This window comes from Telluria sp. RT2P19, from assembly GCF_059685725.1.
The window spans coordinates 1-25,164 of the sequence record NZ_JCASIL010000016.1 but is presented as its reverse complement, the minus strand read 5'-3'; the positions used below and the strand labels follow the sequence as shown (position 1 = coordinate 25,164).

The following is a 25,164-nucleotide window of genomic DNA, read 5'->3' as shown; positions in this document are numbered from 1 at the left end:
TTCAGTATCAATGGACGGGGTTTTACACCCCGTTACCGTGCATACACTTCGATACATGGAAACGTACGAAGCAGGCGAAAAGCTTGTTGGTAGAATAAGCACTTCTCCACTGTGTTCTCGGAACCTTCCCATGCGCACCGATACGCCCCAGACCATCTACCGGAAAGACTATACCCCGCCGAATTACCTTGTGGATACTGTCGAGCTCGGCTTCGACCTGGATCCCGCGCGCACCGTCGTGGCCAACCGCCTGACCCTGCGCCGCAATCCGCTGGCGGTGGGGCGGGCCATCGAACTGCATGGCGAGGACATTGAACTGGTGGCGCTGCGCCTGAATGGCAAGGCCCTGGCCGGCGCCGACTACACGCTGGCGAACAATCTCCTGGTCATCCACGAGGCGCCCGACGAGGTGGTGCTCGAGATCGAATCGGTGTGCGTGCCCGAGCAGAACACGACGCTCAGCGGCCTGTATGTATCGAATGGCAACTTCTTCACCCAGTGCGAAGCCGAGGGCTTCCGCCGCATCACCTATTTCCCGGACCGCCCGGACGTGATGGCCAAGTACACCGTGATGCTGCGGGCCGACAAGGCGCGCTTCCCGGTGCTGCTCTCGAACGGCAACCTGATCCAGGAAGGCGAGCTCGACGACGGCCGCCACTATGCATTGTGGGAAGATCCGTTCAAGAAGCCGTCCTACCTGTTCGCCCTGGTTGCCGCCAGGCTGGTGTGCCAGGAAGAGACCTTCCGCCTGGCCGATGGGCGCGACGCGCTGCTGCAGGTGTGGGTCGAAGACGGCAACCTCGACAAGACCGACTACGCGATGCAGTCGCTCAAGCACAGCATCCGCTGGGACGAAGAGAAATACGGCCTCGAACTCGACCTGGACCGCTTCATGATCGTCGCCACCAGCGACTTCAACATGGGCGCGATGGAGAACAAGGGCCTCAACATCTTCAACACCAAGTTCGTGCTGGCCAACCCGCGCGTGGCGACCGACGTCGATTTCCAGGGCATCGAGGCGGTGGTGGCGCACGAGTATTTCCACAACTGGACCGGCAACCGCGTGACCTGCCGCGACTGGTTCCAGCTGTCGCTCAAGGAAGGCCTGACCGTGTTTCGCGACCAGGAATTCACGGCCGACATGATCGGCACCGACACCGGCCGCGCGGTGACCCGCATCGACCAGGTGCGCACCCTGCGCCAGCACCAGTTCCCCGAGGACGCGGGCCCGATGGCGCACCCGGTGCGTCCCGACTCCTTTGTCGAGATTAATAATTTCTATACGGTGACGGTGTACGAGAAGGGCGCCGAAGTGGTGCGCATGTACCAGACGCTGTTCGGCGTCGACGGCTTCCGCAAGGGCATGGACCTGTACTTCGAGCGCCATGACGAACAGGCGGTCGAGTGCGACGATTTCCGCCGCGCGATGGCCGACGCCAACGGCAGCAACCTGACCCAGTTCGAGCGCTGGTACAGCCAGGCCGGCACCCCGGTGCTGCGCTTCGAGGGCCGCTACGACGAGACGCTCAAGACCTATGCGCTGACCCTGTCGCAATCCTGCCCGCCGACTCCCGGCCAGCCCGAAAAACTGCCGTTCCACATCCCGGTGGCGGTGGGCCTGCTCGACGCCGACGGCAACGACATGCCCTTGATGATCGATGGCCAGCCGCTGGGCACGACGACGGTGCTGGAGCTGTTCGGCGCCGAGCAGACCTTCGTCTTCAGTGGCGTACTGAGCCAGCCCGTGGCCTCGGTGCTGCGCGGCTTCTCGGCTCCGGTGATCCTGCAGGGCAGCTATACCGACGCCGACCTGCTGCACCTGTTCAGCCATGACAGCGACCCGGTCAACCGCTGGGAAGCGGGCCAGCGCCTGGCCATGAGCCGCCTGCTCAAGCTGACCGGCGAGGCCGCCGCCAAGGGCAATAGCGGCGCCAGCCTGAACCTGGACGAGACCTTCATCGAGGCGATGCGCAAGGTGCTGGTCGACGACAGCCTCGACCCGGCCTTCCGCGAGCAGGCCCTGATGCTGCCGTCCGAGAGCATGGTGGCCGAGCAGATCGACGGCGTCGACCCGCTGGCGGTGCACATCGCACGCCAGTTCGTGCGCGCCGACATCGGCGTGCGCCTGCGCAGCGAGCTGCTGGCGCAGTACCAGGCCAACCTGACACCGGGGCCGTACAGCCCGGACGCGGCATCCGCCGGCAAGCGCGCGCTGAAGAACCTGGCGCTGTCCTACCTGAACGCGGCGCCGGACGACGAGAGCGTGGCGCTGGCCCAGCGCCAGTTCGATGAGGCCGACAATATGACCGACCGCGCCGCCGCGCTGGCCGCCCTGATCGCTTCGCGGGTACCGGAAGCGGCCGATGCGCTGGACGAGTTCTACCAGGAGTTCCAGAACGAAGCCCTGGTGGTGGACAAGTGGTTCTCGATGCAGGCCACGGCCCCGACCACCGACGTGGCGGCGGTGCGCGCGCTGATGCGCCACCCGGCCTTCACGCTGCGCAATCCGAACCGTGCGCGCAGCCTGGTCGCCGCCTTCTGCATGAACAATCCGGTGCAGTTCCACGCGCCGGACGGCAGCGGCTACGCCTTCTGGGCCGAGCAGGTGATCGCGCTCGACGCACTCAACCCGCAGGTCGCGAGCCGCCTGGCGCGCGCCATGGACCGCTGGCGCCGTTATGCGCCGGCGCTGCAGGCGCAGATGCAGGCCGCGCTGCAGCGGGTGGCGGGGCAGGGCAAGCTCTCCAACGACGTACGTGAAGTGGTCACCAAGGCGCTCGCCAATTAACGACAACCGGCGTTCGCCCAACAACAACGAAATCCAAACCAAACCTGAGGAAGTCATGAAACGCGTAAGTCTGACGCAATACCTGGTCGAAGAGCAGCGCCTGCACCAGAACATCAACGCCGAGCTGCGCCTATTGATCGAGGTCGTCGCCCGCGCCTGCAAGCGCATCAGCTATTCGGTGAGCAAGGGCGCGCTGGGCGAGGTGCTGGGCAGCGCCGAGACCGAGAACATCCAGGGCGAAGTCCAGAAGAAGCTGGACGTGATCTCCAACGAGATCCTGCTCGAGGCGAACGAGTGGGGCGGCCACCTGGCGGCGATGGCGTCCGAAGAGATGGAAACCATCCGCCAGATCCCGAGCCGCTATCCGATGGGCGAATTCCTGCTGCTGTTCGATCCGCTGGACGGCTCGTCGAACATCGACGTCAACGTCTCGATCGGCACCATCTTCTCGGTCCTGAAGGCGCCTGAAGGCATGAACCAGCCGACCGAACAGGACTTCTTGCAGCCCGGTACCGCCCAGGTGGCGGCCGGTTATGCAGTCTACGGCCCGCAGACGATGCTGGTGCTCACTACCGGCAACGGCGTGCACTGCTTCACGCTGGACCGCGAGATGGGTTCGTGGGTGCTGACCCAGAGCGATATGCAGATCCCGCCGTCGACCAAGGAATTCGCCATCAATATGTCGAACAAGCGCCACTGGCACCCACCGGTGCAGCGCTATGTCGACGAGCTGCTGGCGGGCGAAACCGGCCCGCGCGGCAAGGATTTCAATATGCGCTGGATCGCCTCGATGGTGGCCGACGTGCACCGCATCCTGAACCGCGGCGGCGTGTTCATGTATCCGGCCGACCTGCGCGATCCGCAATCGCCGGGCAAGCTGCGCCTGATGTACGAAGCCAATCCGATGGCGATGATCGTCGAGCAGGCCGGTGGCGCGGCGACCGACGGCCAGGGCCGCATCCTCGACATCCCGCCGACCAAATTGCACCAGCGCGTGCCGGTATTCCTGGGGTCGAAGGAAGAGGTCGAGGTCGTGACAGGCTATCACCAGGCTTGAATCGCCTGTTTTCAGCGCGTGATGCGGCACAGTTGCAATCACGGTTGGAATACACACTAGCAAGTTTGCCGTATTGTTTGCTAGAATATGGTTCTTTCGTCAGCGAGGCGGTTTCGTCGGGCGTCGAAAGGCAAGGCGAAGCACAGGTTTCGCCGCTGTAGCTCAGTCGGTAGAGCAGCGCATTCGTAATGCGAAGGTCACCAGTTCGATTCCGGTCAGCGGCACCAAATTCAGTAGTCGGATCAAAGGGTTACAGGCGAAAGCTTGTGACCCTTTTTTCTTCTCGTCGCACTCGCGTTGTTCGTGTAACCGCTATGTAACCCGGATCAAAAAATACTTGACCCTGTCCGATGCGTCCAGGATGCTGCGACGTGAGTGACACGCTTCCCCTTACGGCTACGGCATTGTTGTAATGGACCCGTGTCCGGGACGACGCTGGTCTCCTTCCAGTCTTCATATTTGGCATGGACTGTCAGCAGCTCAGTCCTCGCATGCTCTTCCCGGTTCGAACATCGAGGCCGACGTAGCATGAGTAGCCTTCACCCTTCGTCCAGAGGCAGCTAAGATCGCCTTTGCTTCGCTGCCGTTGCTCAGGGCCAGCGCCGCAAGCTTCTTTCAGGTCCGGTCCAAGATGATCGAACAAATCCTTCGCAAGCGCCCCTGTCACCATCAATGACAATTTCCTGTCCTTCTCTGTCGGCGGAGTCGAGTCGCCGATGCTGCCACCATACATGTAAAAATCGCCGGTAAGCGGTTCAGCCAAATATCGACCTTGGCTCTTGCTCGCGCCTGCATGGGCGATCGATGCCAGCGCTATTGCGCCAGCAAGACAAGTCAAACGAAGGTTCATGGCCGCTCCCAAAGTCCGATGTGAAGATGATCATCATGGTCGGGCCAGGGCTTCACGCGCGGCCCGCAAACCTCGCGTACTTTGGGGTCGTTGAAGTAGATGATTCTGACAATCGGATGCTGGAAAAAAAGACCGGCCAGCTTGATCGTGGCCGCTTGATCATAGACCGCATCCCTGTACGAACACCGGGCAGCCCGGCCGACCAACTTGTCTTTGCGGACCGGGCGGATGTCCATCTCGATACCCTTCATATGGGTGGCATGGTCGAACCTGAGGCCACCGGCCACACTGATGTTCCCGATGCCGAACTTCCGATCATCAATCGCCTGCCATTCTCGTTCAACCCGGAAGATAACGGACAGCATGTTGGGATGAGCGTACTGGGCCAGGTATCCAGTTCCGCGCACGCCTTTGACGTTGCCATAGACGTAGTAGCCCGCTTCCTCTGGCGCTTGGGGAAGCATGAAGTGGCCAAGTTGATCGCGTGGTTGAATGGGGATAGGCGTGGCCCGTCCTCATGCGCAGCATTTTTTGGCCGCGAGGTCCCAGCCACCTGAGGTGCTGCCGCTTGCGCCGCCACCGATCTTCTGCCGAACATAAGTCCACTTGATCTTGGAGAAGCAGAGTCCTATCTCGTCCTGGAGCAGGCCACCGTCATGCATTACTTGGTCCATGTGTGACAGCAGCACATTCTCCAGTTCGACCTGGTAGTACTTGACGGGCTTGCCGTCGCTGTCGGCACGCATGAACTCAAGCTTTGCCTTTGGAATGGTCTTTCCCATCGAGCAGTGCTGCATGAGGACTGGCGAGGCAAGGTCGACTGGTTTAGTAAGCGACAAGGTGCGATGCTCGCAATGCCCGGCCGTGTGGCCGCCTGCCGTCGATGCGGTGGTGACTCTGGGTTGTGTCACACCCCAATGAGTCGAGGCGACTTCAATCCAGCCTTGATGTGCTGAATCAGCCGACTCTCCCTTGATGCCGTCGATTTGCAAGTATGCGTCGAGTGCCATGTGTCGTCTCCGATGAGCTGAGTGCATCGCTATTTTTCCTCAGCCAAACCTCCTAGGGATTGGGAATTCACAATAGATCTTTCTCCTGGTGCTCGGAGTGTTTCGTGGGGCCGCGAATCGGATGAATGCCCATCTCGATGCCCGCTGTATGGCCGCCCGCGGTTGCGACGCTGGTGACTCTGGATGGCGTAACACCCCAACGCGTCTCGGATGTGCGAGATGAAGGTGACTGTCCCGGTCCTATCGTTTTTTTGGGCGGCCTGTCTGCACGTATCGTGAGCCGTTCGATACATAGTCCCGATATACTGTTGGTCACACGATATCGGGAGCGGCCATGATCACCAGCAGCGATAATCCACGTACCCAATCCGCGATTGCCCGCCAGGTGCTGGCCGGCGACGATCGCGACAACCTCCTGTACGAGCAGCCCGGCCCCGAGGCGGTCAACGGCGGCCTGGGCATCGATACCCTGATCCTCAGGGGCATCAGCCGCGACTATTACACGATCCGCGTCGAGCCCGGGCGCATCGTACTGTCCCACCGCCACGAAGGTCTCGATGGCGTCGACACCGTTGCCAATGTCGAGAAGCTGCGCTTCGTCGGCGGCGACCCCGACATGTCGCCGGGCGGCGTCATTGGGCGCATGTACGAAGCCTTGTTCGATACCGCCCCGGATGACGAGGGGCTCGCTTACTGGAACGGGATGCACGCCTCCGGCGCACTGTCGCTGCGCGACATCGCCACCGCACTGGTGGATTCAAGCGACACCCAGGGCGGCCTGTCGAATGTCGAATTCGTCGACCTGCTGTTCCTCAATGGCCTGGACCGCCCGGGCAACCTCAAGGAGCTGAGCCAGTACACCTGGCGCTTCGGCGAACTGGGCCACACCCGCGCCGACGTGCTGCTGGCGTTCGCCGCCGAGCCAGGGCCGATGCTGGCCCACGAAAAATCCCGGGGCCTGGAGATGGACTTCAGCGCCACCGACGTCGGCTCCCTGGTGCGCATGTACGACGCCCTGTTCGACCGCGCGCCGGACCAGGACGGCCTGAATCACTGGATCGGCGTCAGCGAGGATGGCACCGCGCTGGCGCGGATCGCCGACGCCTTCGTGGCCGGCTCCGAATTCTCGGCCGGCGCCATGAGCAATGCCGATTTCGTCGCCCACCTGTACCAGGCTGGCCTCGAACGCACGGGCAGCCCGGGCGAAATCGCGGGCTGGGTCGGGCATATCGACAGCGGCGCATTGAGCCGCGGCGAGGTGCTGCTCGCGATCGCCGATTCAAACGAAATGGTGGAACTGGTCGGCATGCTGAGCACCTCGCTCGCGCTGGACTGACCGCGCGACGCGTTCAGGGCGCGATGCTGTCCAGTTTCCGGTCCAGCACCTCGTTGCGCGTGCGCATGGCCTGCTCGGCCTGTTCCAGCGTGCGCTCGGTCACCCCGTCGATCGCCACGCCGCCAACCGGCACGATGCGCGGCGTGATGACGACGATCGTCTCGGTGGCCGATCCGCCGTCGTCGGTGCTGGCGAAGATGCCGCCGATGACGGGGATGTCCGACAGCAGCGGCACGCCCAGCCGGCGGTAGGTCGCGCTGCGCTTGATCAGGCCCCCGATCAGTACCGGCTGCCCATCGTTGGCCACCAACTGGGTATTGACCTCGGTGGTCTTCTTCGACGGGATGCCGGCCGAGACCGAGCCCGAGCTCACTTCCGGGCGTACCTTGAGCATGATGCGGCCGTCGGCGTCGACCGACGGCGTCACGCGCAGGATCACGCCGGTATCGAGGAACTGGATCGATTCGGAGGTGACGTTGTTGATCGTCGTCGTCAGGCGGTAGCCGAGCTGGTCGCCGACATTGGTCGTCGCTTCCTGGTCCTCGAGCGCGAGCAGGCGCGGCGTGGCCAGCGTGTGCACGCGGCCCTTGTTGCTCAGCGCGCTCAGGTAGGCCTCGATATTCTTGTTGACGACGTTCAGGAAAAAGCGCGGGCCGGCGCGGGTGGCGAAACCGGTCGCCCCGAACATGTCAGGCCCCTCGCTGAACACGCGCGACCAGTCGACGCCGAAATTCTCGGTCTGGTCGAGCGTGATCTCGAGGATCTTCGCCTCGATCAGGATTTGCTGCGGTGCGCGGTCGATTTCGCGCAAGACCATCGTCGCCCGTGCAAGCCCGGCCTCGTCCGACTCGATCACCACGGTCTTGGTCTGGTCCAGCACCGTCACCGCGCCCAGCGGCTCGACCTGGCGCGCCAGGATGGCGCCGACCTTCGTCACGTCCGCGTAGCGGACCTTGAGCGCCTTCACTTGAAGTGGCACGGCACCTTCCTTCGGCGCCGTCTTCGGGTCTTCCACCAGAAAGCCGCCTGCGCGCTCGGTGACGGTGTAGCCGCCCGCCTGGGCGATCGCCTCGATCGCCTGGCGCACCGTCAGGTCGTACAGGTTGATCGACACAGTGCCGCCCACGCCGCGGCCAAGCATGATGTTCACGCGCGCACTGCGCGCGATCATGTTGAACAGTTCGCTGATCGGCGTGTCGCGGAAGGTGTACGACATGGTTGCCGGCGCCGCCAGCACCACTGGCGCTGGCGCGCCAGCGCTGACCGGCGCCACGGCGCCCTCGGCGCACGCGAACGCGGGGAGAGTGAGCAGCGCACAAAGGAGCGGGCGCGTTTTCATTGGGGATCCTTGTCTTGCATGGTCAGGCGCAGTTCGCGGCCGGCGTGCGCGAGCAGCACGCCGTTGGCGTCGATGCGCAATACGGTGTAGCCGGCGAACTGCTCGCCGGCGGCCACGATATGGCCATCGATATTGGCGAGCGAACGCGCGCCGCCCAGTACCAGCGCGCGCAGGCGCGGCGCTGGCTGGACAGTGTCGGCGGGCGGCGCGAGGCGGGCCGCGGCCGGGCGCACGAACGGATCGCGCAGCACTGCGCGGGGCGTGGCCTCGGCGTAGGCATGGGCCAGGAGCAGCACCGCGGTCAGGAGATGTAGGCGGATCATGGCGCGGTTCCCATGTCATAAATGGCCAGTTGCAGCTTGATCGTGCGCGTGTCCGTAGCGGCGCCTGGCTGCAGGGAGAGCTGGACGATGCCGACCGTTGGCTGGCTTGCCTCGATGTCGGCCAGCCAGTCGACGATGGCGGTGTAGCTGCCACTGGCGGTGATGTCGAGCAGGTGCACCTGCAGGTCCGCCAGCGGGTACTGGGCGCCCTGGGCGGCCGCCGAGACCGCCACGCCCGTGCGCGCGGCGCTGGCGCTGACCGCCGCGATCAGCGCCAGCGGCGCCGGGGCCAGTACCGGCGCGGCGGGCAGCGCTGGATTGGATGGGGCAGGCGTGCTTGGCGCTCCCCCCTCCGCGGTGGCCAGCGAGGCTTCGAGCGCGGCCAGCGCGGCGCTTTGCTGGCGGTAGGCCGCGAGCGGGCCACGCAGGCCAACGCTCCAGGCCAGCGCCAGGGCAATGAATACCAGGCCGATGGCGAGCAGGTTCAGTTGCCTGGCTGGCAGCGCGGCCAGCGCTTCGTGGATGCGTGGTTTCACTGGGCGTCCCCTTGTCGCGCCAGCGTCAGGGTGGCGTGGAACTCGATGGCTCCTGCCTCGAGATTGGCACCGCTCGACTGCAGTTGCACGGACTTCAGGCCGGGGATGCGGCCGAGGTTTGCCAGGAAGCTCGTGACGCCTTCATAGCTGGCGGCCTGGCCGCTCAGCTCCACCTGGCTGTCGAGCAGGAGCACGGCGCCGTCGGCGCTGCCGGTGGCGAAGGCTTCGTGCGCGGAGCTGCCCTTCGGCAGCGCAGCGCCCGGTGGCGCCGCGCGCGTATTGCGTCGCAGCATCACCGCGGTGAGCCAGGTATCGGCCGGCAGGGCGGTGTCGATCGCCCGGGCGAACGCCGCCAGCTCGCCTTCGCGGCGCACGGCGCCGAGCAGGGCGGCGCGCTGCTGCGCGCGCAGGCTGGCCTCGCGTTCGGTCGCGGCGCGTGCCTGGGTCGATTGTGCGTTGGCGGCGGCGGTGCGCAGCGCCGCGGACTTGCGGTCGATAGCCGCGCCGTTCCAGCGCAGCACCGCCTGGCCGGCGCCGGCCAGCACGACGATCGCGGCCAGGGCGGCGCCGGTGCGGCGCGCCGTGTGGCGCAGGCGCACGCGGTCGCGGTAGCTGCGCGGGATCATGTCGATATCAGCCATTGGCGTCTCCGCGCAGGGCCAGGCCGGTCGCCAGCGCGATCGCGGTCGTTGCCTGCGCCGCGCCGGGTGTCGGCGTCGATGCGGGGAAGGCGTCGAACGGGTCGAGCAGGTGAACCGGCACGTCAATCAGCTCTGCGATGCGCGACTCGATGTCAGGGTAGCGCGCCAGGCTGCCGTTCAGGTACACGCGGCTGATCGAGCTGCCGCGCGTGCGCGATGCCACGTACACCTGCGTGTGCGCGAGTTCGTCGGCCAGCGCCTGGCAGGCCGGGTGCAGGATGGCGCGGATGGTGCGCCGCAGCTCGCCGTGCGCGCCATCGTCCAGCACCGCGTCGCGCGCGCCGATGCCGTGCTCGCGCAGAAGGCGCGCGGCGGTGTCGTACGGCAGTTCGAGCGCGCCTGCCACGGCGGTGGCCAGCATGTCTTCGCCGAAGGCCAGCTCGCGGTCGAGCATCAGGCGCCGGCCCCAGATCACGGTCAGGTAGCTCCTGGCGGCGCCGAAGTTGAGCAGCGCCACCGACTGGCCCACGTCGCTGCCATGCAGTGCGGCCAGCAGGCGTCCGATGGCGGCCGGGCCGATGTCCAGCGCCACCGGGGTCAGGCGCGCGCTTTCCAGCATCGCCAGGTGAGCCAGCACGCGCTCGGTCGGCGCCGCCGCCAGCAGCACCTGGCGCTCGCCGCCATCCTGGTCGGCGCCGCGCACCTGGTAATAGTCGACCACGTGCTGCGCGGCGCGCTCGCCCAGCTGCTCGCTCGCCGCGCGCGCCACCGCCTGCGCCTCGCTCTGTCCCTGCGGCACCTGCACCGTCAGTGGCAGGATGCGCACGTCATGCGGGGCCAGTGCCGACACCACGCGCCGGCCGGCGAACGGGGCCATCGCCAGCGCGGCGTCGACGAAGCGTTTCAGTTCGCGCGGACTGGCGAGGAGCGTCTCGCGCGGCGCCGGATAGACGACCGAGGCCGCCGCGCGCAGTTGCCAGCAGTCGCCCTGCAGCTCGGCTTGCACCAGGTTCAGGCGGGTAGCGGCGAAGTCGGCGCCGATCGGACGCGCCGGCGCGCCGCGCAGGCCGGGGCGCAGCCGGGCAAGAAAGCGCTTGATCATTGTGTCGTCGGTCAGCATGGTTTGGCGCTCAACACGCGCAGTTGCGGACGCCGGCTGGACGAGGCGTCGAGGCTGTAGAAGCGCACGGGGAAAGAAGGAGCGGCCAGGCGCAGCAGCATGCCATGGTTGGAGGCCCGGCCGCTGGACCAGTCGTCGACCAGTGCCGTTACGTCCCAGCTGGTGCTGGCGGTGCCGGAGACGAGCGCGCTGGCCGCTGGCTGGCCGACGTAGTTGCCGCCGTTCCAGCGCGTGCCTTCTTCAGTCGGTCGGCTCCAGCTGGCATCGTCGTTCCAGGGCGTCGTCAGGCGGTGCACCGCCACCGCGCCGCCCACACCGTTGCTGCCGTACGGCGTCAGCGTGAGCGTGGCCGCCAGCACCTGCCAGCCGTTCTTGATCTCGGCGGTCGAAAATTGCAGCAGTGCGTGCGCACCCTCGTGGACCAGCGTCAGGCGCTCGTCCTCGTCGTCGGATTCGCTGCGCAGGATATCGATCGTGATGTCCCTCGATCCCTTGAGCGCCGCCGCCGGCTCCTGTTTCGACAGGTCGAACAGGGAAACCGACCCCTGCGTTGCCACGCTGCGCACCGTATCGCCGTTGACGGTACCGGTGCCGACGATGTGGATTTTCTTGACGCGACCGTTCTGGAATGGCACCTCGGCGGCGAAGCTGCCGGCTCCCAGTGGCGTCGCCGCCACCGAGGCGCTTGTGCAGCCGCTGACCTGGCTGCTCCATTTGGCCGCCGCCACGCCCGCTTCGGCCAGGTAGCCGGCCGCGCGCTGTTCGTAGTCGACGCGCACCGAACCGGCCTGCGCGCCGGCCGCGCGGTTCATGCCGACGGCCAGCGCCGCGATCGTGGCCAGCGCGAGCGAGACCACCAGCAGCACCGCGCCATCCTGGAGTCGGCGTCTCATCGATAGGCTCCAATCCGCACCGTGCGGCTGCGCGTCACTGCGGCATCGGCAGTGGCCAGCGTCAATACGATGCGCACGGTGAGCGCGGCGACGTCGGTATCGGGCGACGTCACCTCGAGCCGCGTCTGGTTCGATGCGATGACGCCGCTGCCCGAGGGACCAGTACAGCTAACGGCTTCACGCAACTCGGGAGGAATCTTCTTTTTCACGTCGTGGTATTCGCAAAAGCCCAGCTTCGTGAGCCATTTTGTCGTTTCTTCCCTGATCGCCTCAGCCTTGATGGTTGCGCTGGCGTCAGCCGGCACGGTCACCCTGAAACCGGCCGCTTCCTGCATGCTCGTATCATCCCGGGACGCCTTGTCCGCGATGCGGTCGAGGGCGAAGCCGGCGTCGGCGTGCAGGTCCAGGCGCGTGCGCACCAGGTGCGCGCTGTCGGCGCTCGAGCGCAGAAGGTCGGCCAGCGGCAGCAGGATGATGGCGGCGATCGCCAGGCCTACCATGAGCTCGACCAGCGTGTAGCCGGCGTGGAGACGCGGCGCGCTCATCGGGTCACCAGCGTCGCCAGTGGAAAACGGTGGGCTGCGGCGGGATCGGCCACTTCGGCGCCGACGTATAGGAGGTGCTCGCCGTTGCCGGCCGGCCCCATCCGGCGGGTCACGTCGTTCCCGTAACGGGTGATGACCACCGCGACCGCTGGACAGGCGCCGCTTGCCGGCCTGGAGTAGCTCGATGGCGCGGCCGGGTCGCCGGCGGCCGCGAGCAGGCGCTGGTAGGGCTCGGCCAGCACGGTTTCCATGCGCGAACTCACGCAGTCCAGGTCGCGCGCGGCGCTTTCGTTGTCGAGCGGCGCCGCGATGGCGCCGCGCAGCGCGTTGGCCGCCGGCACCAGGCAGATGGACAGAAGCAGCACGGCCAGCACGGCTTCGAGCAGCGTCATGCCGGCGCAGCGGTGGCGCCAGACGCGCTTGGACAGCGAAACAGACATCGTCAGGAAATCGTGATGCGGCCGGTGGTGTCGACGACCACGGTGCGGGTGGCGTTGCCGGCGCCGAGGACGACCGTGCCGCTGCGCAGGGCTTGCGTGCGCATTGCCGCCTTGCCCAGTCCGCGCACCGGGTTGCCGTCCGCGTCGAAGACGACGGTGGCGGCCGATGTGTTGTCAGCGAAGGTGAAGGTGCAGCGCGTCAGGGTCATCGTGTTACCCGCGGGAGTGGAAGCCAGCCGCACCAGGTATGGGGCGCGGCTGGCGGGGTGGTCGACATAGGCTGAAGAAACAACGGTATCGGCGCCGGCGCTCGCGATCGGACGCACCATGATCCGGTTCAGCGCCTGGTCGCAGCCGAACAGGCGCTCTTGGCCGGTGCGGCGCGCATCGTCGCGCGCGAACTTCAGCGCCAGCGCCACTTCACCGGCCGCGGCGTCGGCGCGCGCTTCGGCCACCGGATGCGACGACGGAATGGCGACGAGCGCGGCGATCGACAGGATCGCCACCACCGCCAGCAGCTCGAGCAGCGTATAGCCGTCCTGGCACCCCGTTTCCATCCCGAAAGGAGCTGATCGATCAGCGCTGCGAGTAAGGGACTCCGTTGAACTCGACGGTGCTGTTCATGATGAACTGGCCCGAGCGAGTATCGTAGGCCCAGCCGCCGGCGGCGGTCGCGGTGATCGGCACACCGTCATCGGTCACGACGACAGTGGCGATATTATTGATTGGTTCCACCGGCAGGCCCTGGCGCAGGTAAGGGCCGAAGCGGAAGTTGGTCGCGTCGCCGACCGCGCAGGTTTCGCCTGCGGCATTGGTCGGATAGCGCAGTTGATTAAGCATCGCGCCGGCCGAACCGGCGGTGGTGACGCCGCCCTCGGGCGCAGGCGGGGCTTGCGTGCAGCCGGTGCCAGCCGTGGCTGCAGTGGCGCCCGGATACACGTTGCCGGTATGCTGGGCGCGGTATTGTTCCAGCGAGTTACGCACGGTTGCCAGGTTGGCGTCGAGCGCCGCCTGCTGCGCATCGCCAGTCGCCGACGAAAACTGTGGGATCGCAATCGCCGAAATGATCGCCAGGATGATCACCACGATCAGCAATTCGATCAGGGTAAAACCGGCCATCGCGGTGCGCTTGAATGAAGTGGTCATGGATTTTCCGCCCTATTTGATAAAGCCCAGAATGTGACTTTATTCATTGAAATTATTAATGCTCAAGCGTAACACGCACGTGTTGCCTCATGTCATCAATATTCAACAGTGCGTGGGGAGGTGTGGTGTTTGGTTAACACTTCATCCCATGCTTCGTGATAATTTAAATATCGGCAAGATTAATGAACTAACAATGGTTCCGACCACGATGCCCATCACCAGCAGCATGAACGGCTCGGCCATCTTCGACAGGCGCGCCAGTTCGCGCGTCAATTCGCGGTCGTAGGCGTCGGCGATGCGCGTCATCACGCGCCCCAGCGTGCCGGTCGCCTCGCCGGTGGTAATCATCTGGCGCACCGCCACCGGCACGAAGCCGCTGGCCTGGAAGCCGGCGGCGATGCCCTTGCCCTCGGTAACATCGTCCTCGAGCGCGCGGATGAAGCGCCGGATGTCGGCATTGGGCACCACGGCGCGGCAGGCTTCGAGCGTGGCGAGGATGGTCACGCCGCGTTCGAGCGAGATGCCCATCACGCGCAGCAGGCGGGTCAGGTAGATACGGGCGAAAATCTCGCGCACCACCGGCAGGCGCAGCTTGGCGCGGTCGATGGCCACCCGCACCTCGGGCTGGCGCGACAGCATCCAGCCGGCGCCAGCCAGCGCCGCGGCTGCTGCGGCCACCACCGCGCCGTGACCCGTGAGCACCTGGCTGGTCGCCAGCAGCGCGCGCGTGGTCCAGGGCAGCTGGTCGTGGATCGACGCGAACATCGTCTCGAACTTGGGAAACACGAACACCAGGATGAACAGCACCACGGCGAACGAGAACACCAGCAGGATGACTGGATACGACAGGGCAGAGACCAGCGTGGCGCGCAGCTTTTCTTCTTTCTCGTCCATCTCGACCAGCTGTACCAGCACTTCGGCCATGAAGCCGCCTGCCTCGCTGGCGGCGATCAGGTTGACATAGGTGCTGGGGAACAGGGGGTGGCGCGCCAGCGCGACGGAGAAACGCTCGCCACCCAGGATGTCGTCGCACATCGCCGCGATCATGGACCGCAGTTGCGGGTGTTCGGTCTGTTCAAGGAGCGATTGCAGCGCCGCGTGCAGCGGCACGCCGGTCTCGAGCAGCAGCGCCAGGCGCTCGGTGAACAGCGCGCGTTCGCGCAGTCCAGGAGGCCTCTCTCCCAGCCCGGCGAACAGGCGGCGGGAGGGAGCGGGCGCCGCGCCAGCGCGGGCGGCGGCGGGGGGATCGAGTTCGATGGGCATCGGGTCTAGAAGGAATGCACCACGCGCGCGATTTCCTCGGGCGTGGTGTGGCCATCGAAGGCGCGCGCCATGCCGTCGGCGTACAGGTCGCGGTGGCCGGCGGCCGCGACATGCGCGGTCAGCTGGTCCTTGCTGGCGTTGGCCACGATCATGCGCTGCAGTTCGGGGCCGACTTCGAGCAGCTCGTAGATGCCCATGCGGCCCTTGTAGCCCGAGTCGTAGCACGACGGGCAGCCGCGCCCGCGCATCAGGCGCAGGTCGCCCTGGCCCTGCCAGCGGTAGGCGGCGGCCGCCTCGGGCGTGGCCAGATAGCTGGTGCGGCAGCCCTGGCACACGCGCCGCACCAGGCGCTGCGCCATCACCCCGATCAGGGCCGACGACAGCAGATAGGGCTCCACGCCCATCTCCACCAGGCGCGACACCGCGCCCAGCGTGTCGTTGGTGTGCAGCGTCGTCAGCACCAGGTGGCCGGTCAGCGCGGCCTGCACCGCGATCTCGGCGGTCTGGCGGTCGCGCACTTCGCCGATCATGATGATGTCGGGGTCCTGGCGCAGCACGTGCTTCAGGATTTTCGGGAACGTCAGTCCGATCGCGTCGTTGACCTGGTTCTGGTTGATGATGTCGAGCTGGTATTCGACCGGATCCTCGATCGTGACGATATTCTTTTCGATGCTCTTGAGATGGCTGATCGCGGCGTACAGGCTGGTGGTCTTGCCGCTGCCGGTCGGTCCGGTGACCAGGATCAGGCCGTGGCTGCGGCCGAGCAGGCGCTTGAAGGCGCTGGCCGCGTTCACCTGCATGCCAAGCTTGTCGACATCGAGGATCGACTGGTTCTTGTCCAGTACCCGCAGCACCACCTTCTCGCCATAGATGCCGGGCAGCGAAGAAAAGCGCAGGTCGACCGTGCGGCCCTGGGTCGCGACCTGGATGCGGCCGTCCTGCGGCAGGCGCCGTTCGGCGATGTCGAGGTTGGCCATCACCTTCAGGCGCGACACGATGGCCGGATGCTGGTCGACCTTGGGCGACATGACTTCGTACAGCACGCCGTCGATGCGCAGGCGGATGCGCGCGCGGTTACGCGAGATCTCGATATGGATATCGCTGGCGCCGTCGCGGATCGCGCGCTGGATCACGGCGTTGACCATATTGATCACCGGGCTGGCGCCGGCCATCTCGTCGATCTGGGTGTAATCGTCGGGAATCGTCGACTCGATCAGTTCGAGGTCGCTCGCTTCGGTATGGATGAAGTCGGGCAGGGCGCCGCCATAGGCTTCGTCGGCCAGGCGCCGGATGTCGGCCGGCGGCGCCACCACGATGCGGATCCGGTTGCCGGTGCGGGTGCGGATCTCGTCGATGGCGTGGATGGCCTGCGGCTCGGCGCTGGCCACGGTCAGGGTGTCGCCGACCCGGAACAGCGGCAGCACGTTCAGGCGCCGCGCGACGTCGCGTTCGATCAGCGCCAGCGCGCCCGGATCGTACAGGCCGGTGCGCAGGTTCACGTAGGGCAGCGACAGCTGGTCGGCCAGCGCCTGGTACAGCGCCGCCTCGGTGATCCACTTGCGCTCGACCATGATGAGGCCCATGCGCTTGCCGGTCTGGTCCTGCAGGCGCGCCGCTTCGGCCACCTGCTCGGCGCTGGCGGCGCCGCGTTCGACCAGGATGTCGCCCAGTTTGCTGCCCGGCTCGCGCGCGCGGCGTGGCGTGGCCGGCCGCGCGTCGAACAGCGGCAACTGCTCGAGCAGGCCAGTGGCGGCCAGGATCTCTTGCAGCAGCGGATTCGGATAGGCCAGCTTGAGCCAGCCGCCAAGGCCCGCCAGGCGCTCGCCCATGTCGGCCATCATGCCCAGCGCGTGGCCCGACAAGAGCGTTACCTTGCCCAGGTCAACCACGATCGACACCTGGTGCTGGGCCACGCATTCATTGAGCGCCGCCTGCAGGGTCTGGACCGCGTCGTCCGCCACCAGCGCCGTCAGCGGCGCCAGGTAGGTCATCGCGCCGATGCGGCTCTTCGTGATCCGTTCGGCGGAGACGGCGTCGATGCTCATGCGGCGCAGGCCGCCGCTGCGGCCGCCGGGTCGCGCGCGATGCCGAAGGCGGCGATCCAGTCCGGCTCGGCGCGGCAGACCTGTTCGAACACGGCGACCACGCCCGGATCGAGCTGGGTGCCGGCGCAGCGCGCGATCTCGGCCAGCGCCACTTCGTGGCTGCGGCCGGCGCGGTAGGCGCGCGAGCTGGTAATCGAATCGTAAGTGTCTGCCACCGCGATGATGCGCGCGTTGTACGGGATATCGTTGCCGGCCAGGCCATGCGGATAGCCGGTGCCGTCGTATTTTTCCTGGTGGTGGCGCGCGCCCGGCACGGCGCCCTTGAGGCGGTCGATGTGGCGCAGGATCTCATAGCTGCGCTCAGGATGCACCATGATGAAGGTGAACTCGTCGCGGGTCAGGCGGCCCGGCTTGCACAGGACCGCGTCCGGGATGCCGATCTTGCCCACGTCGTGCAGCAGCGAGCCCCAGAACAGGTTGTCCAGTTCGCGCGCCGGCAGGCGCAGCGCGCGCCCGATCTCCATCGCGATGTGGTGCACGCGCTCGCTGTGGCCGCGCGTGTACGGGTCTTTCGCTTCGACCGCCTCGATCAGGGCCGCCGCCATCTGCTGGTTGAACTTGCTCGTCTCGGCCAGCATGCTGTGCATGCGCGACAGGCTCGACAGGTGATTGGCGAGCACTTCGCCCAGCTTGCGGTCGCTGTTGCTGAAGTCGTCCTTGTGGGCGTGGTTCAGCAGCACGAGGATCGCCACCACCGATTTATCCTGGAATACCGGGCAGCACAGGATCTTGAACGGCATGTCGGTGAAGATGTAGGCGCGGCGCGGGTCGCCCGGCTCGTTCATCACGATCGGCTGGCGCGAGGAATGCGCGAAGCGATACAGGTCGCCGCGCATTTCCACCAGCACGAGGTCGAGGTTATGGATCGGCTTGGACAGGTTGGTGGCCGACACGCACAGGTTGTCGCCCGGCTTGATGAAGGCGGCCACGTCGGCGTCCATGTGGGCGGCCCAGCTTTCGAGCAGGCTGCCGAAGATGTCGTCGCCGCTGGTCATGTCCTGGACCTGGCGGTCGATCGCATAGACCAGGTGAAGTTCTTCGTAGCGGTCCGACAGTTCGCCGGCCATGGCATCGAGTTCGCCCTGCACGCTGCACTCTTCGCCGATGGCGGCGGCCATGTCTTCGAGCGCCTCGGCCAGCGCATCCCATGCGAACGGCGCGCCGTCGGCGCCGGCCGCGCCGCGCACCGCCAGGTAGCCGATGAGCTGGCCCTTGGCCTTGATCGGCAGGTACAGCAGGCTGGATTCGCCGCTGTCGTGGCGCTGCATGCCGTCGCCGTTGCACGGCCAGGCGAAGCCGCCGGCGTTCAGTTCCGCCAGCCAGTCCGCCAGGCTTTCGTGGCCGGGCGCGCTCCAGCATGGCGCGCCGCTGGCGTCGCACACGGCCAGCGCATGCACGCTGCCGGTGCTGCGTTGCAGCCAGCGCGCATGGCGGGTGAAATCAAGGGCGGGCAACAACTTATGCGGCATGGACGGGCTCCGGCGGATGGCCTGGCGTGGATGCCAGGGCGGCGAAATGGCGGGACAGACGCGCCACGAGCTGGCGCGGACTAAGGGGTTTTTCCAGGAACTCGGTATTGGCGAGTTCGCGCGCCCAGGCGCGCTCGTCGAGCGCTGTCATGGAGGTCATGACCAGGATCAGGAAAGGGTGGTCGGGATAGGTGGCGCGCGCCAGCGGGCATAAGGTGCGGCCGTCCATGCCGTCCATCTGGATATCGCTGATCAGCACATCGGGCAGCTGCTCGGCCATGCAGGCCAGCGCCGCATGGCCGTCGGCGGCGGTGTCGACGGCGTAGCCTTCGCGTTCGAGCGCCAGGCGCAGCACGCGCAGCACATGCGGCTCGTCGTCGACCAGCAGGATGCGGCGCGCGCTCACAGCACGGCGGCGCCGGCGGGAGCCGACACGATCTTGAGGTGGATCGAGAAGGTGCTGCCGATGCCTGGTTCGCTGTCGAGCACAATGCGGCCATGGTGCAGTTCCACGATCTGGGCCGCCAAATACAGGCCGAGGCCGTGGCCGCCGCGCTTGACCGGCGCGTCGCTTTCGCTGACGCGGTAGAACTTGTCGAAAATGCGGCCCTGGTCGGCGGGCGCAATGCCGATGCCGGTGTCGCGTACGCTGATCACGATTTCATTGTCCTCATTGCGGGCGGCCAGCGTCACGCTGCCGCCGGGGCGGTTGTATTTGATGGCATTGGTGAGCAAGTTGTTGAGCGCGATGCGGAACAGGTCCTTGTCGATGGCTACCGCCTCGAGTTCGCGCGGCAAGTCGAGCAGCACGCGCAGCTCCTTGCCCTCGGCGCGCGGCAAGGCCTGGTCATAGGCGTCGCGCAAGAGGTCGTCGAGACGGACCCGGTTACGCTCCGGGCTCATGCTGCCTGTTTCCAGTTTGCTGACGTTGAGCAGGTTGCCGACCAGCGCGTTCATGCGCTCGATCTCGTCCTGGATCACGTTGAGCGATTCCACGCGCAGGCTTTCCTCGTCGCTGTCGGCCAGCATCTCGGCGTACATGCCGATGACGTTGAGCGGCGACTTGAGCTCGTGCGAGACATGGGCCACGAAATCATTGCCGGCCTGGCGCGCCAGGTGTTCGCGGGTGACGTCGCGCAGCACTACCAGGGTGCCGAAGGACATCGTGCCGTGGCCGCCGCTGAGCGGCTGCGCGCTTGCCTGCAACTGGCGGCCCTCGACGTTGCTGGGCGCGAAGCCGACCGCATGCGAACGCGCGTTGTCGCGCACGTCGCCGCTGTAGCGGGCCAGCAGGCCGCGCAGGGCCGGGTCGCAGCACCAGCTGTCGACCGGCTGGCCGACGATGCGCTCCATCGGAATGCCCAGCAGCGGTTCGATCTTGCCCGACGCGAAAGTGACGTCGCCGGCCGGATCGAGCATCAGCAGACCGTCGGGCAGCGACTGCAGCGCGGCGTTGAGCTTCTTGCTGCCGTATTGCAGCAGGCGGTTGTCGGCCGTGGTATTCAGGGCGCCTTGTTCGAGCTGGGCGATGCGCGCGCTGGCCTGGGTCAGGTAATCCTGCATATTGGCGATCAGTTCACGCATGTCGCCGCTGTCGCCGTCGTCGCGCCGGGTGGGCGCCGCCAGGGTGCGCAGCTGGGCCGACAGCGCGGCCAGTGGACGCATCTCGCGCTTGATGACGAGGTAGACCACCGGCACGACCAGGAACATGGCCAACGCCAGCACCGCGAGGAAGGACACGTCCTGGGCCAGCACCGTATAGCTCGGTTGGTAGAAGCCAACCCGCACGAATACCGTGCCCATGCTGCGGTCGGCCAGCGGGCCGTAGAACTCGCGCAGGGCGGCCATGCCCGCGCTGGCCGGCAGCGTGCGTTCACCGAAACCGTTCGCGGCGCTCGCCGGCAGCGGCACGGCCGGCGTCATGCTGCCGCGGCCCGCGACTTCGGCCAGCGTGCGTCCACTGGCGTCGCCGATGGTGGCGTAGGCGAAGTCGCCGTTGTCGTGGTAGGCCAGCAGCGCCGCCAGCAGGCCGCCGCTCTTGCCATTGTCGGTAAGGAGCGTCATCGGCACGGTGCTGAGCGACTTCACCAGGCCTACGCCCTTGATCCGTACCTGCGCCGCCTGGCTGTCCTGCTGGCGCACGACCAGCAAGGCCACGACCAGCGTGATTGCCGCCAGCGCGCAGGCGATCAGGATGATGCCGATGCGGTTGAGTTTCATACGATCGTGATTTTTAAAATGCAAATTGTCACATTGGGAACAAGAGCCACTATAGGCGTAGAGTTTTCCGATGGCAAATAGAATTGCAATCGTGCGCGGTCAGATGGCCGACACCGTTGTATTCAATGACGAGGCAAGGCCATTTGACGTCAGCATCGTGGTAGTTAAGGCAATGTTATCGATTTTTAACTAATGACGGAATGGAACTGGTGCAGCACCGGCTTGGCCGAACCCTGCGGCATCGTCGCGCGCAAGCCATCCATGTCGACCTGCAGCCGCCCGCGCATCGCCGCCAGCATCTGGCGTACGAATGGTGACAGCGGCCGACCTGCGGGCCACATCGTCAGCGCCGTGAACGCGAGCCGTTCCGAGAACGGGCGAAACACGATGCCCGCATCGAGGTAGTCGACCGCCGTGACCGGATTGACCACGGCGACGCCGATCTGGTTGCGCACCAGTTCGCACAGGCTGAAGGTGTACGAGGTTTCGACCGCCGTCTGCAACTGCACGCCGTGGGCGCGGCAGATCGCGTCCAGGCGCAGGCTCACCGCGTCGTCCGGATGCAGGGCGACGAAGGGATGGCGCGCCAGCTGCTTCGGGGTGATCACGTTGTTGCGCGCCAGCGGATGGTCTTGCGGCAGGGCGACCACGCCAAAGTAGTGCGCGAACAGCGCGTGCTCGACGCCGGCGGTCGAGATGTCCTGGGCCGCGATGCCCAGCTCCACCTCGTCGCGCAGGACCTGGCTGCGCACGTCCTGCGACCCCATGACTTGAAGCGATACCATGCTGCGCGTGCCCGCGGCCGCGAGGTCGGCCAGCACGCGCGGCACGAACCCCGTCCCCAGGCCGGGAAAGGCGGCGATGCGCACCCGGCCTGCGCCAAACTGCTTCAGGCTGCGGATGCGCTGCTCGATCACGTCCATGCCGACGAAGTGGCGCTGCACCTCGGCCAGCAGGGCTTGCGCCTGCTGGGTGGGCTGCAGCTTGCCGCCCGGGCGCTGGAACAGTTCCAGGCCGGCGCGCTTCTCGAGCCGGCGCAGCGCCATGCTGACGGCCGGCTGCGACAAGCCCAGCACCCGTGCGGCGCGGGTGGCCGAGCCCGAGGTCATCACGGTGCGGAAGATCTCGATGTCGCGGCTGAGCATGGGGGGTGTTCCGGTGGTGGCGGGTAAATGGAGTCTAACCCGGCGGCCGGCGTGCGGGACCGGGGTATCAATGGCGCTTATGGGGTGATCATCCAGGGGCTGCGCCGGCCGGCTTGCGGCTGCCTATACTTTCCTGCACATCCAATCTTGCGGGAGTCTTTTCATGAAACCATTCGCCTATCGCCGTCGCAGCCTGCTGTGCGGCGCCGCCGGCCTGACGCTGGGAGGGGGCGCGCCGGCCGCGTCCCGTGCCGAGCGCGATACGGGCCAGGATGCCGGGTACGACGTGGCCGGTGACATCGTCAACCTGGAACACGGCTACTACGGCATCATGGCGCGTCCGGTGCTGGAGGACTACAAGCGCAATCTCGACTACCTGAACCGCCACAACACGCATTATCTGCGCACGCGTTTCGACCGCGAGGACCTGGCTGCAATCCGGGCGCAACTGGCGGCGTATGCCGGCGTCGCGCCCGGAGAGATCGCGATCACGCGCAGCGCAGTGGAAACGCTGCAGAACCTGATCCTGAACTACCGCCCGCTGCAGGCAGGCGACACGGTCATGATCTGCAACCTCGATTACGGCACGGTGATGGACGCGATGCGCGCGCTGGCGCAGCGCCGCGGCGCTGCGCTGGTGTCGGTGACGATTCCCGAGCCGGCCACGCGCCAGAACGTCATCGACGCCTATGCCGACGCATTGCAGCGGCATCCGCGCACGCGGCTTTTGTTGCTCACGCACGTGAACCACCGCACCGGCCTGGTGCTGCCGGTGGCCGACATCGCGCGCATCGCACGCGCGCGCGGCGTGGACGTGGTGGCCGACATCGCGCATTCGTTCGGCCAGCTCGACTTTCGCATCCCCGACCTGGGCGTGGATTTCGTCGGCGCCAACCTGCACAAGTGGATCGGCGCGCCGCTCGGGCTGGGCTTCCTGTACATCCGCGACGGTCGCCTGCAGGACATCGATATCGATTGCGGCAATACCGAGTATCCGCCGACCGACATCCGCGCGCGGGTGAACGCCGGGACGCTGAACGTGGCGGCGGTGATGACGATCCCGAAGGCGCTGTCCTTCCATGCGCGCATTCCGCTGGCCGCGCGCGCCGCGCATCTGCGCTCGCTGCGCGACTACTGGGTAGAAAAGGTGCGCGGCATGCCTCAGGTCGAGGTGCTGACGCCGGACGACGCGGGAATGGCGGGCGCATTGACGTCGTTCCGCCTGAAAGGCAAGACCGCGTTCGAGGACAACGTGGCGCTGGCGCGCACCCTGCTCGACCGCTACGGCGTCTTTACGGTGGCGCGCGAAGGTCCGGTCGGCGGCAGCTGCATCCGCGTCACGCCCTCGTATTTCACGACCACGGCGCAGCTGGAGCGCCTGGTGGCGGCGATCCGCGCGCTGGCCGCGTGATTCAGCTGGCCTGGGGTTCTCTGGTGGCGGCTTCCTGCAGGCCGCGCACGAGGCTCGAGACGCTTGGATTGTCGACGAAGACGCAGCGCTTGCCGTGGCGCTTGCAATGGTCCTTCACGCGCCAATAGGCGCTGTGGCTGATGCAGCCGGTCTGGCAAATCACGAGATCGGCCGCGGCCAGGCTGGCATCGAGCTGGCTGCTGCTGTCCTCCAGGCCGCCATCATGGTGGGCGAACTGGGCGCCGACGCGTTCGATCATATTGCGGTAGATCGGCACGCTGCTGCTGCGGCCTCCGACGCACAGGACGCTGCGGTTTTCCAGGCGCACCGGCATCGCCGCCGGCACCGCCTGGATCGGCTCGGGCATCGCCTCGGCGTCCAGCGCCGGTGCCGGCGCACGCACCGTTTTCAGCTCGGCCAACTGCGCACGCAGCGCCTGCTCGCGCGCTTCCATCTGCGCCACGCGCTCGACCAGGCGCTCGCGCGTATCGAGTTCGGGGACGCTGGCCTGCAGCCGCGCCAGTCCGGCGCGCAGGGCCTGGACATCGGCATCGCGTGCGATGGTCGCCGCGCGCGCCGCCATCAGCTGGTTTTCGTGGCGTTCGCTCTCGACGGTCTTTTCCTGGCCCAGCGCATTGCAGCGTTCCTGCAGCCGCGCCACTTCGCGCTCGAGGCGCGCGTTGTCGGCGACGACGGCGTTGAACTTGTTGATATCGGCGCGCGCGCAGGCCCCGGCCTGGTGCTGCACCATATGGATGTCGCGGCACATCTTTTCTTCGAGGGCCGTACTGCAGCGCGGATGCGACAGCCCCGCCCAGAATGCGCCTGCGACATCGCCGGCAGCGACCGCGGCGTCCCACAAGGCCTCGACCTGACCGGTCGTCTTGGCCGCGCGGAAGCGCTGGACATGGTGCGCATAGCGGCGCTCGAGCTCCTTCTGCACCGCGTCGGCGACAGGCGTACGCAGCGCGCATTCGCTGACGGTGCCGACGTGGATATCGTAGTCGTCGTGCAGCACCTTCCCTCCGGTCACCTTCTCCACCAGCTTGCGCAACCCGTTGAGCGGCAACCCAACCCCTACCAGCGGGCAATGGCATGCATGAGAAAGCTCCCAGACGCGCCGCCGGCGCGAGCCCTGCAGGCTGTCAGCAGGGCAGGGTACGTTCGCAGCGTGTTTGTCGCACATGTGGTTCCTCTCGACGCAAGGGTAGCGGCAGGCCGACCGGCAACACCCCCGATCAGATGATAATGATTCTCATTCATTATTCTATATGAGCCACCATGCCACGCAAGCAAAATCTTCACCCGTGCACCCACCCCAACCCAGGGTCAGAGTAGATTTATTGAGCAATTCCTTAGAATTGCTTTTAATTCGACCCTGACCCTAATTATTCGGAAGGAAATACATTGTCTAGGGAAGCACTGATCAATTGACGATTTTCAGCGCGGCCCCAGTTTTTGGCGGCAAGACCGCCTCGACATTTTGAGATGCCCTTTTTTTGTTCGGGACGGCGGTTTTTCAGCGGA

The 25,164-nt window shown here is 66.3% G+C and carries 24 protein-coding genes and 1 tRNA gene; 5 read left to right on the top strand and 20 right to left on the bottom strand.

The window, feature by feature from the left end:
• Positions 1-130 precede the first annotated feature (130 nt).
• The 3 genes from pepN (at position 131) to AC56KW_RS18850 (ending at position 4,072) form a co-directional block, all read left to right on the top strand.
• The gene (gene pepN, locus AC56KW_RS18860) at positions 131-2,788 is read left to right on the top strand and encodes an aminopeptidase N (protein ID WP_497172208.1); all 2,658 of its coding nucleotides are present in this window, start codon (positions 131-133) and stop codon (positions 2,786-2,788) included.
• Positions 2,789-2,843: 55 nt separating this feature from the next.
• A complete protein-coding gene (locus AC56KW_RS18855) occupies positions 2,844-3,845 on the top strand; it encodes a class 1 fructose-bisphosphatase (RefSeq protein ID WP_497172207.1) in 1,002 nt (333 codons plus the stop codon).
• A 151-nt stretch (positions 3,846-3,996) separates the two neighbouring features.
• Positions 3,997-4,072, top strand: a tRNA-Thr gene (locus AC56KW_RS18850).
• A gap of 245 nt (positions 4,073-4,317) precedes the next feature.
• Here AC56KW_RS18850 and AC56KW_RS18845 read toward each other — a convergent pair.
• From AC56KW_RS18845 to AC56KW_RS18835, 3 genes are read right to left on the bottom strand one after another with little or no spacing between them, the layout of a single operon-like run.
• On the bottom strand, positions 4,318-4,695 hold the full coding sequence (locus tag AC56KW_RS18845; RefSeq protein WP_497172206.1) for a hypothetical protein: 378 nt from the start codon (positions 4,693-4,695) through the stop codon (positions 4,318-4,320).
• The gene (locus AC56KW_RS18840) at positions 4,692-5,159 is read right to left on the bottom strand and encodes a M74 family metallopeptidase (protein ID WP_497172205.1); all 468 of its coding nucleotides are present in this window, start codon (positions 5,157-5,159) and stop codon (positions 4,692-4,694) included. The genes AC56KW_RS18845 and AC56KW_RS18840 overlap by 4 nt, the downstream gene beginning before the upstream one ends.
• A 51-nt stretch (positions 5,160-5,210) precedes the next feature.
• Positions 5,211-5,705, bottom strand: a complete 495-nt coding sequence (locus AC56KW_RS18835) for an Hcp family type VI secretion system effector (protein ID WP_497172204.1) — start codon at positions 5,703-5,705, stop codon at positions 5,211-5,213.
• Between the two features lie 334 nt (positions 5,706-6,039).
• Here AC56KW_RS18835 and AC56KW_RS18830 point away from each other — a divergent pair, with 334 nt between their 5' ends.
• Positions 6,040-7,041, top strand: coding sequence for a DUF4214 domain-containing protein (locus AC56KW_RS18830; RefSeq protein ID WP_497172203.1), 1,002 nt, complete (start codon positions 6,040-6,042; stop codon positions 7,039-7,041).
• Positions 7,042-7,054: 13 nt separating this feature from the next.
• Here the strand turns inward: AC56KW_RS18830 and AC56KW_RS18825 are convergent, their stop codons facing one another.
• From AC56KW_RS18825 to AC56KW_RS18750, 16 genes are all read right to left on the bottom strand, one after another.
• The gene (locus tag AC56KW_RS18825; RefSeq protein ID WP_497172202.1) at positions 7,055-8,380 is read right to left on the bottom strand and encodes a type II secretion system protein GspD; all 1,326 of its coding nucleotides are present in this window, start codon (positions 8,378-8,380) and stop codon (positions 7,055-7,057) included.
• Positions 8,377-8,703, bottom strand: coding sequence for a hypothetical protein (locus tag AC56KW_RS18820; RefSeq protein ID WP_497172201.1), 327 nt, complete (start codon positions 8,701-8,703; stop codon positions 8,377-8,379). The genes AC56KW_RS18825 and AC56KW_RS18820 overlap by 4 nt, the downstream gene beginning before the upstream one ends.
• The gene (locus AC56KW_RS18815) at positions 8,700-9,239 is read right to left on the bottom strand and encodes a GspMb/PilO family protein (RefSeq protein WP_497172200.1); all 540 of its coding nucleotides are present in this window, start codon (positions 9,237-9,239) and stop codon (positions 8,700-8,702) included. The genes AC56KW_RS18820 and AC56KW_RS18815 overlap by 4 nt, the downstream gene beginning before the upstream one ends.
• Positions 9,236-9,880 carry a PilN domain-containing protein gene (locus tag AC56KW_RS18810; RefSeq protein ID WP_497172199.1) on the bottom strand — a complete coding sequence of 215 codons (645 nt, stop codon included), beginning with the start codon at positions 9,878-9,880 and terminating at the stop codon, positions 9,236-9,238. Before AC56KW_RS18810 ends, AC56KW_RS18815 begins: the two co-directional genes overlap by 4 nt.
• Positions 9,873-11,000, bottom strand: coding sequence for a pilus assembly protein PilM (pilM, locus tag AC56KW_RS18805; RefSeq protein ID WP_497172198.1), 1,128 nt, complete (start codon positions 10,998-11,000; stop codon positions 9,873-9,875). The genes AC56KW_RS18810 and pilM overlap by 8 nt, the downstream gene beginning before the upstream one ends.
• The gene (locus AC56KW_RS18800; RefSeq protein WP_497172197.1) at positions 10,994-11,893 is read right to left on the bottom strand and encodes a DNRLRE domain-containing protein; all 900 of its coding nucleotides are present in this window, start codon (positions 11,891-11,893) and stop codon (positions 10,994-10,996) included. The genes pilM and AC56KW_RS18800 overlap by 7 nt, the downstream gene beginning before the upstream one ends.
• Positions 11,890-12,438 carry a PilW family protein gene (locus AC56KW_RS18795; RefSeq protein WP_497172196.1) on the bottom strand — a complete coding sequence of 183 codons (549 nt, stop codon included), beginning with the start codon at positions 12,436-12,438 and terminating at the stop codon, positions 11,890-11,892. The genes AC56KW_RS18800 and AC56KW_RS18795 overlap by 4 nt, the downstream gene beginning before the upstream one ends.
• Positions 12,435-12,878 carry a hypothetical protein gene (locus AC56KW_RS18790; protein ID WP_497172195.1) on the bottom strand — a complete coding sequence of 148 codons (444 nt, stop codon included), beginning with the start codon at positions 12,876-12,878 and terminating at the stop codon, positions 12,435-12,437. The genes AC56KW_RS18795 and AC56KW_RS18790 overlap by 4 nt, the downstream gene beginning before the upstream one ends.
• Positions 12,879-12,880: 2 nt before the next feature.
• Positions 12,881-13,435, bottom strand: a complete 555-nt coding sequence (locus tag AC56KW_RS18785; protein WP_497172194.1) for a pilus assembly FimT family protein — start codon at positions 13,433-13,435, stop codon at positions 12,881-12,883.
• A 19-nt stretch (positions 13,436-13,454) separates the two neighbouring features.
• Positions 13,455-14,024 carry a prepilin-type N-terminal cleavage/methylation domain-containing protein gene (locus AC56KW_RS18780; RefSeq protein ID WP_497172193.1) on the bottom strand — a complete coding sequence of 190 codons (570 nt, stop codon included), beginning with the start codon at positions 14,022-14,024 and terminating at the stop codon, positions 13,455-13,457.
• 141 nt (positions 14,025-14,165) lie between these two features.
• Positions 14,166-15,287 (bottom strand): type II secretion system F family protein, encoded by a 1,122-nt coding sequence (locus AC56KW_RS18775; protein WP_497172192.1) that lies wholly within the window; start codon positions 15,285-15,287, stop codon positions 14,166-14,168.
• A 5-nt stretch (positions 15,288-15,292) separates the two neighbouring features.
• The gene (locus tag AC56KW_RS18770) at positions 15,293-17,332 is read right to left on the bottom strand and encodes an ATPase, T2SS/T4P/T4SS family (protein ID WP_497172191.1); all 2,040 of its coding nucleotides are present in this window, start codon (positions 17,330-17,332) and stop codon (positions 15,293-15,295) included.
• Positions 17,329-18,861: an HD-GYP domain-containing protein gene (locus AC56KW_RS18765; protein ID WP_497172190.1), complete on the bottom strand. Its 1,533-nt coding sequence runs from the start codon at positions 18,859-18,861 to the stop codon at positions 17,329-17,331. The genes AC56KW_RS18770 and AC56KW_RS18765 overlap by 4 nt, the downstream gene beginning before the upstream one ends.
• A complete protein-coding gene (locus AC56KW_RS18760) occupies positions 18,851-19,267 on the bottom strand; it encodes a response regulator transcription factor (protein ID WP_497172189.1) in 417 nt (138 codons plus the stop codon). The genes AC56KW_RS18765 and AC56KW_RS18760 overlap by 11 nt, the downstream gene beginning before the upstream one ends.
• Complete coding sequence (locus AC56KW_RS18755; protein ID WP_497172188.1) at positions 19,264-21,081, bottom strand: sensor histidine kinase; 1,818 nt, start codon at positions 21,079-21,081, stop codon at positions 19,264-19,266. Before AC56KW_RS18755 ends, AC56KW_RS18760 begins: the two co-directional genes overlap by 4 nt.
• A gap of 185 nt (positions 21,082-21,266) precedes the next feature.
• Positions 21,267-22,226: a LysR substrate-binding domain-containing protein gene (locus AC56KW_RS18750; protein WP_497172187.1), complete on the bottom strand. Its 960-nt coding sequence runs from the start codon at positions 22,224-22,226 to the stop codon at positions 21,267-21,269.
• Positions 22,227-22,389: 163 nt separating this feature from the next.
• Here AC56KW_RS18750 and AC56KW_RS18745 point away from each other — a divergent pair, with 163 nt between their 5' ends.
• The gene (locus tag AC56KW_RS18745) at positions 22,390-23,637 is read left to right on the top strand and encodes an aminotransferase class V-fold PLP-dependent enzyme (RefSeq protein ID WP_497172186.1); all 1,248 of its coding nucleotides are present in this window, start codon (positions 22,390-22,392) and stop codon (positions 23,635-23,637) included.
• A gap of 1 nt (position 23,638) precedes the next feature.
• On the opposite strand, the gene AC56KW_RS18740 is transcribed toward AC56KW_RS18745, so the two are convergent.
• Positions 23,639-24,823 carry a DUF2325 domain-containing protein gene (locus AC56KW_RS18740; RefSeq protein WP_497172185.1) on the bottom strand — a complete coding sequence of 395 codons (1,185 nt, stop codon included), beginning with the start codon at positions 24,821-24,823 and terminating at the stop codon, positions 23,639-23,641.
• Positions 24,824-25,164 lie beyond the last annotated feature (341 nt).

Bases quoted from the DNA above. Each gene is read 5' to 3' on its own strand.
- pepN (WP_497172208.1), top strand. From the start codon at position 131: ATGCGCACCGATACGCCCCAGACCATCTACCGGAAAGACTATACCCCG.
- AC56KW_RS18855 (WP_497172207.1), top strand. From the start codon at position 2,844: ATGAAACGCGTAAGTCTGACGCAATACCTGGTCGAAGAGCAGCGCCTG.
- AC56KW_RS18845 (WP_497172206.1), bottom strand. From the start codon at position 4,695: ATGAACCTTCGTTTGACTTGTCTTGCTGGCGCAATAGCGCTGGCATCG.
- AC56KW_RS18840 (WP_497172205.1), bottom strand. From the start codon at position 5,159: ATGCTTCCCCAAGCGCCAGAGGAAGCGGGCTACTACGTCTATGGCAAC.
- AC56KW_RS18835 (WP_497172204.1), bottom strand. From the start codon at position 5,705: ATGGCACTCGACGCATACTTGCAAATCGACGGCATCAAGGGAGAGTCG.
- AC56KW_RS18830 (WP_497172203.1), top strand. From the start codon at position 6,040: ATGATCACCAGCAGCGATAATCCACGTACCCAATCCGCGATTGCCCGC.
- AC56KW_RS18825 (WP_497172202.1), bottom strand. From the start codon at position 8,380: ATGAAAACGCGCCCGCTCCTTTGTGCGCTGCTCACTCTCCCCGCGTTC.
- AC56KW_RS18820 (WP_497172201.1), bottom strand. From the start codon at position 8,703: ATGATCCGCCTACATCTCCTGACCGCGGTGCTGCTCCTGGCCCATGCC.
- AC56KW_RS18810 (WP_497172199.1), bottom strand. From the start codon at position 9,880: ATGGCTGATATCGACATGATCCCGCGCAGCTACCGCGACCGCGTGCGC.
- pilM (WP_497172198.1), bottom strand. From the start codon at position 11,000: ATGCTGACCGACGACACAATGATCAAGCGCTTTCTTGCCCGGCTGCGC.
- AC56KW_RS18800 (WP_497172197.1), bottom strand. From the start codon at position 11,893: ATGAGACGCCGACTCCAGGATGGCGCGGTGCTGCTGGTGGTCTCGCTC.
- AC56KW_RS18795 (WP_497172196.1), bottom strand. From the start codon at position 12,438: ATGAGCGCGCCGCGTCTCCACGCCGGCTACACGCTGGTCGAGCTCATG.
- AC56KW_RS18790 (WP_497172195.1), bottom strand. From the start codon at position 12,878: ATGTCTGTTTCGCTGTCCAAGCGCGTCTGGCGCCACCGCTGCGCCGGC.
- AC56KW_RS18785 (WP_497172194.1), bottom strand. From the start codon at position 13,435: ATGGAAACGGGGTGCCAGGACGGCTATACGCTGCTCGAGCTGCTGGCG.
- AC56KW_RS18780 (WP_497172193.1), bottom strand. From the start codon at position 14,024: ATGACCACTTCATTCAAGCGCACCGCGATGGCCGGTTTTACCCTGATC.
- AC56KW_RS18775 (WP_497172192.1), bottom strand. From the start codon at position 15,287: ATGCCCATCGAACTCGATCCCCCCGCCGCCGCCCGCGCTGGCGCGGCG.
- AC56KW_RS18770 (WP_497172191.1), bottom strand. From the start codon at position 17,332: ATGAGCATCGACGCCGTCTCCGCCGAACGGATCACGAAGAGCCGCATC.
- AC56KW_RS18765 (WP_497172190.1), bottom strand. From the start codon at position 18,861: ATGCCGCATAAGTTGTTGCCCGCCCTTGATTTCACCCGCCATGCGCGC.
- AC56KW_RS18755 (WP_497172188.1), bottom strand. From the start codon at position 21,081: ATGAAACTCAACCGCATCGGCATCATCCTGATCGCCTGCGCGCTGGCG.
- AC56KW_RS18750 (WP_497172187.1), bottom strand. From the start codon at position 22,226: ATGCTCAGCCGCGACATCGAGATCTTCCGCACCGTGATGACCTCGGGC.
- AC56KW_RS18745 (WP_497172186.1), top strand. From the start codon at position 22,390: ATGAAACCATTCGCCTATCGCCGTCGCAGCCTGCTGTGCGGCGCCGCC.
- AC56KW_RS18740 (WP_497172185.1), bottom strand. From the start codon at position 24,823: ATGTGCGACAAACACGCTGCGAACGTACCCTGCCCTGCTGACAGCCTG.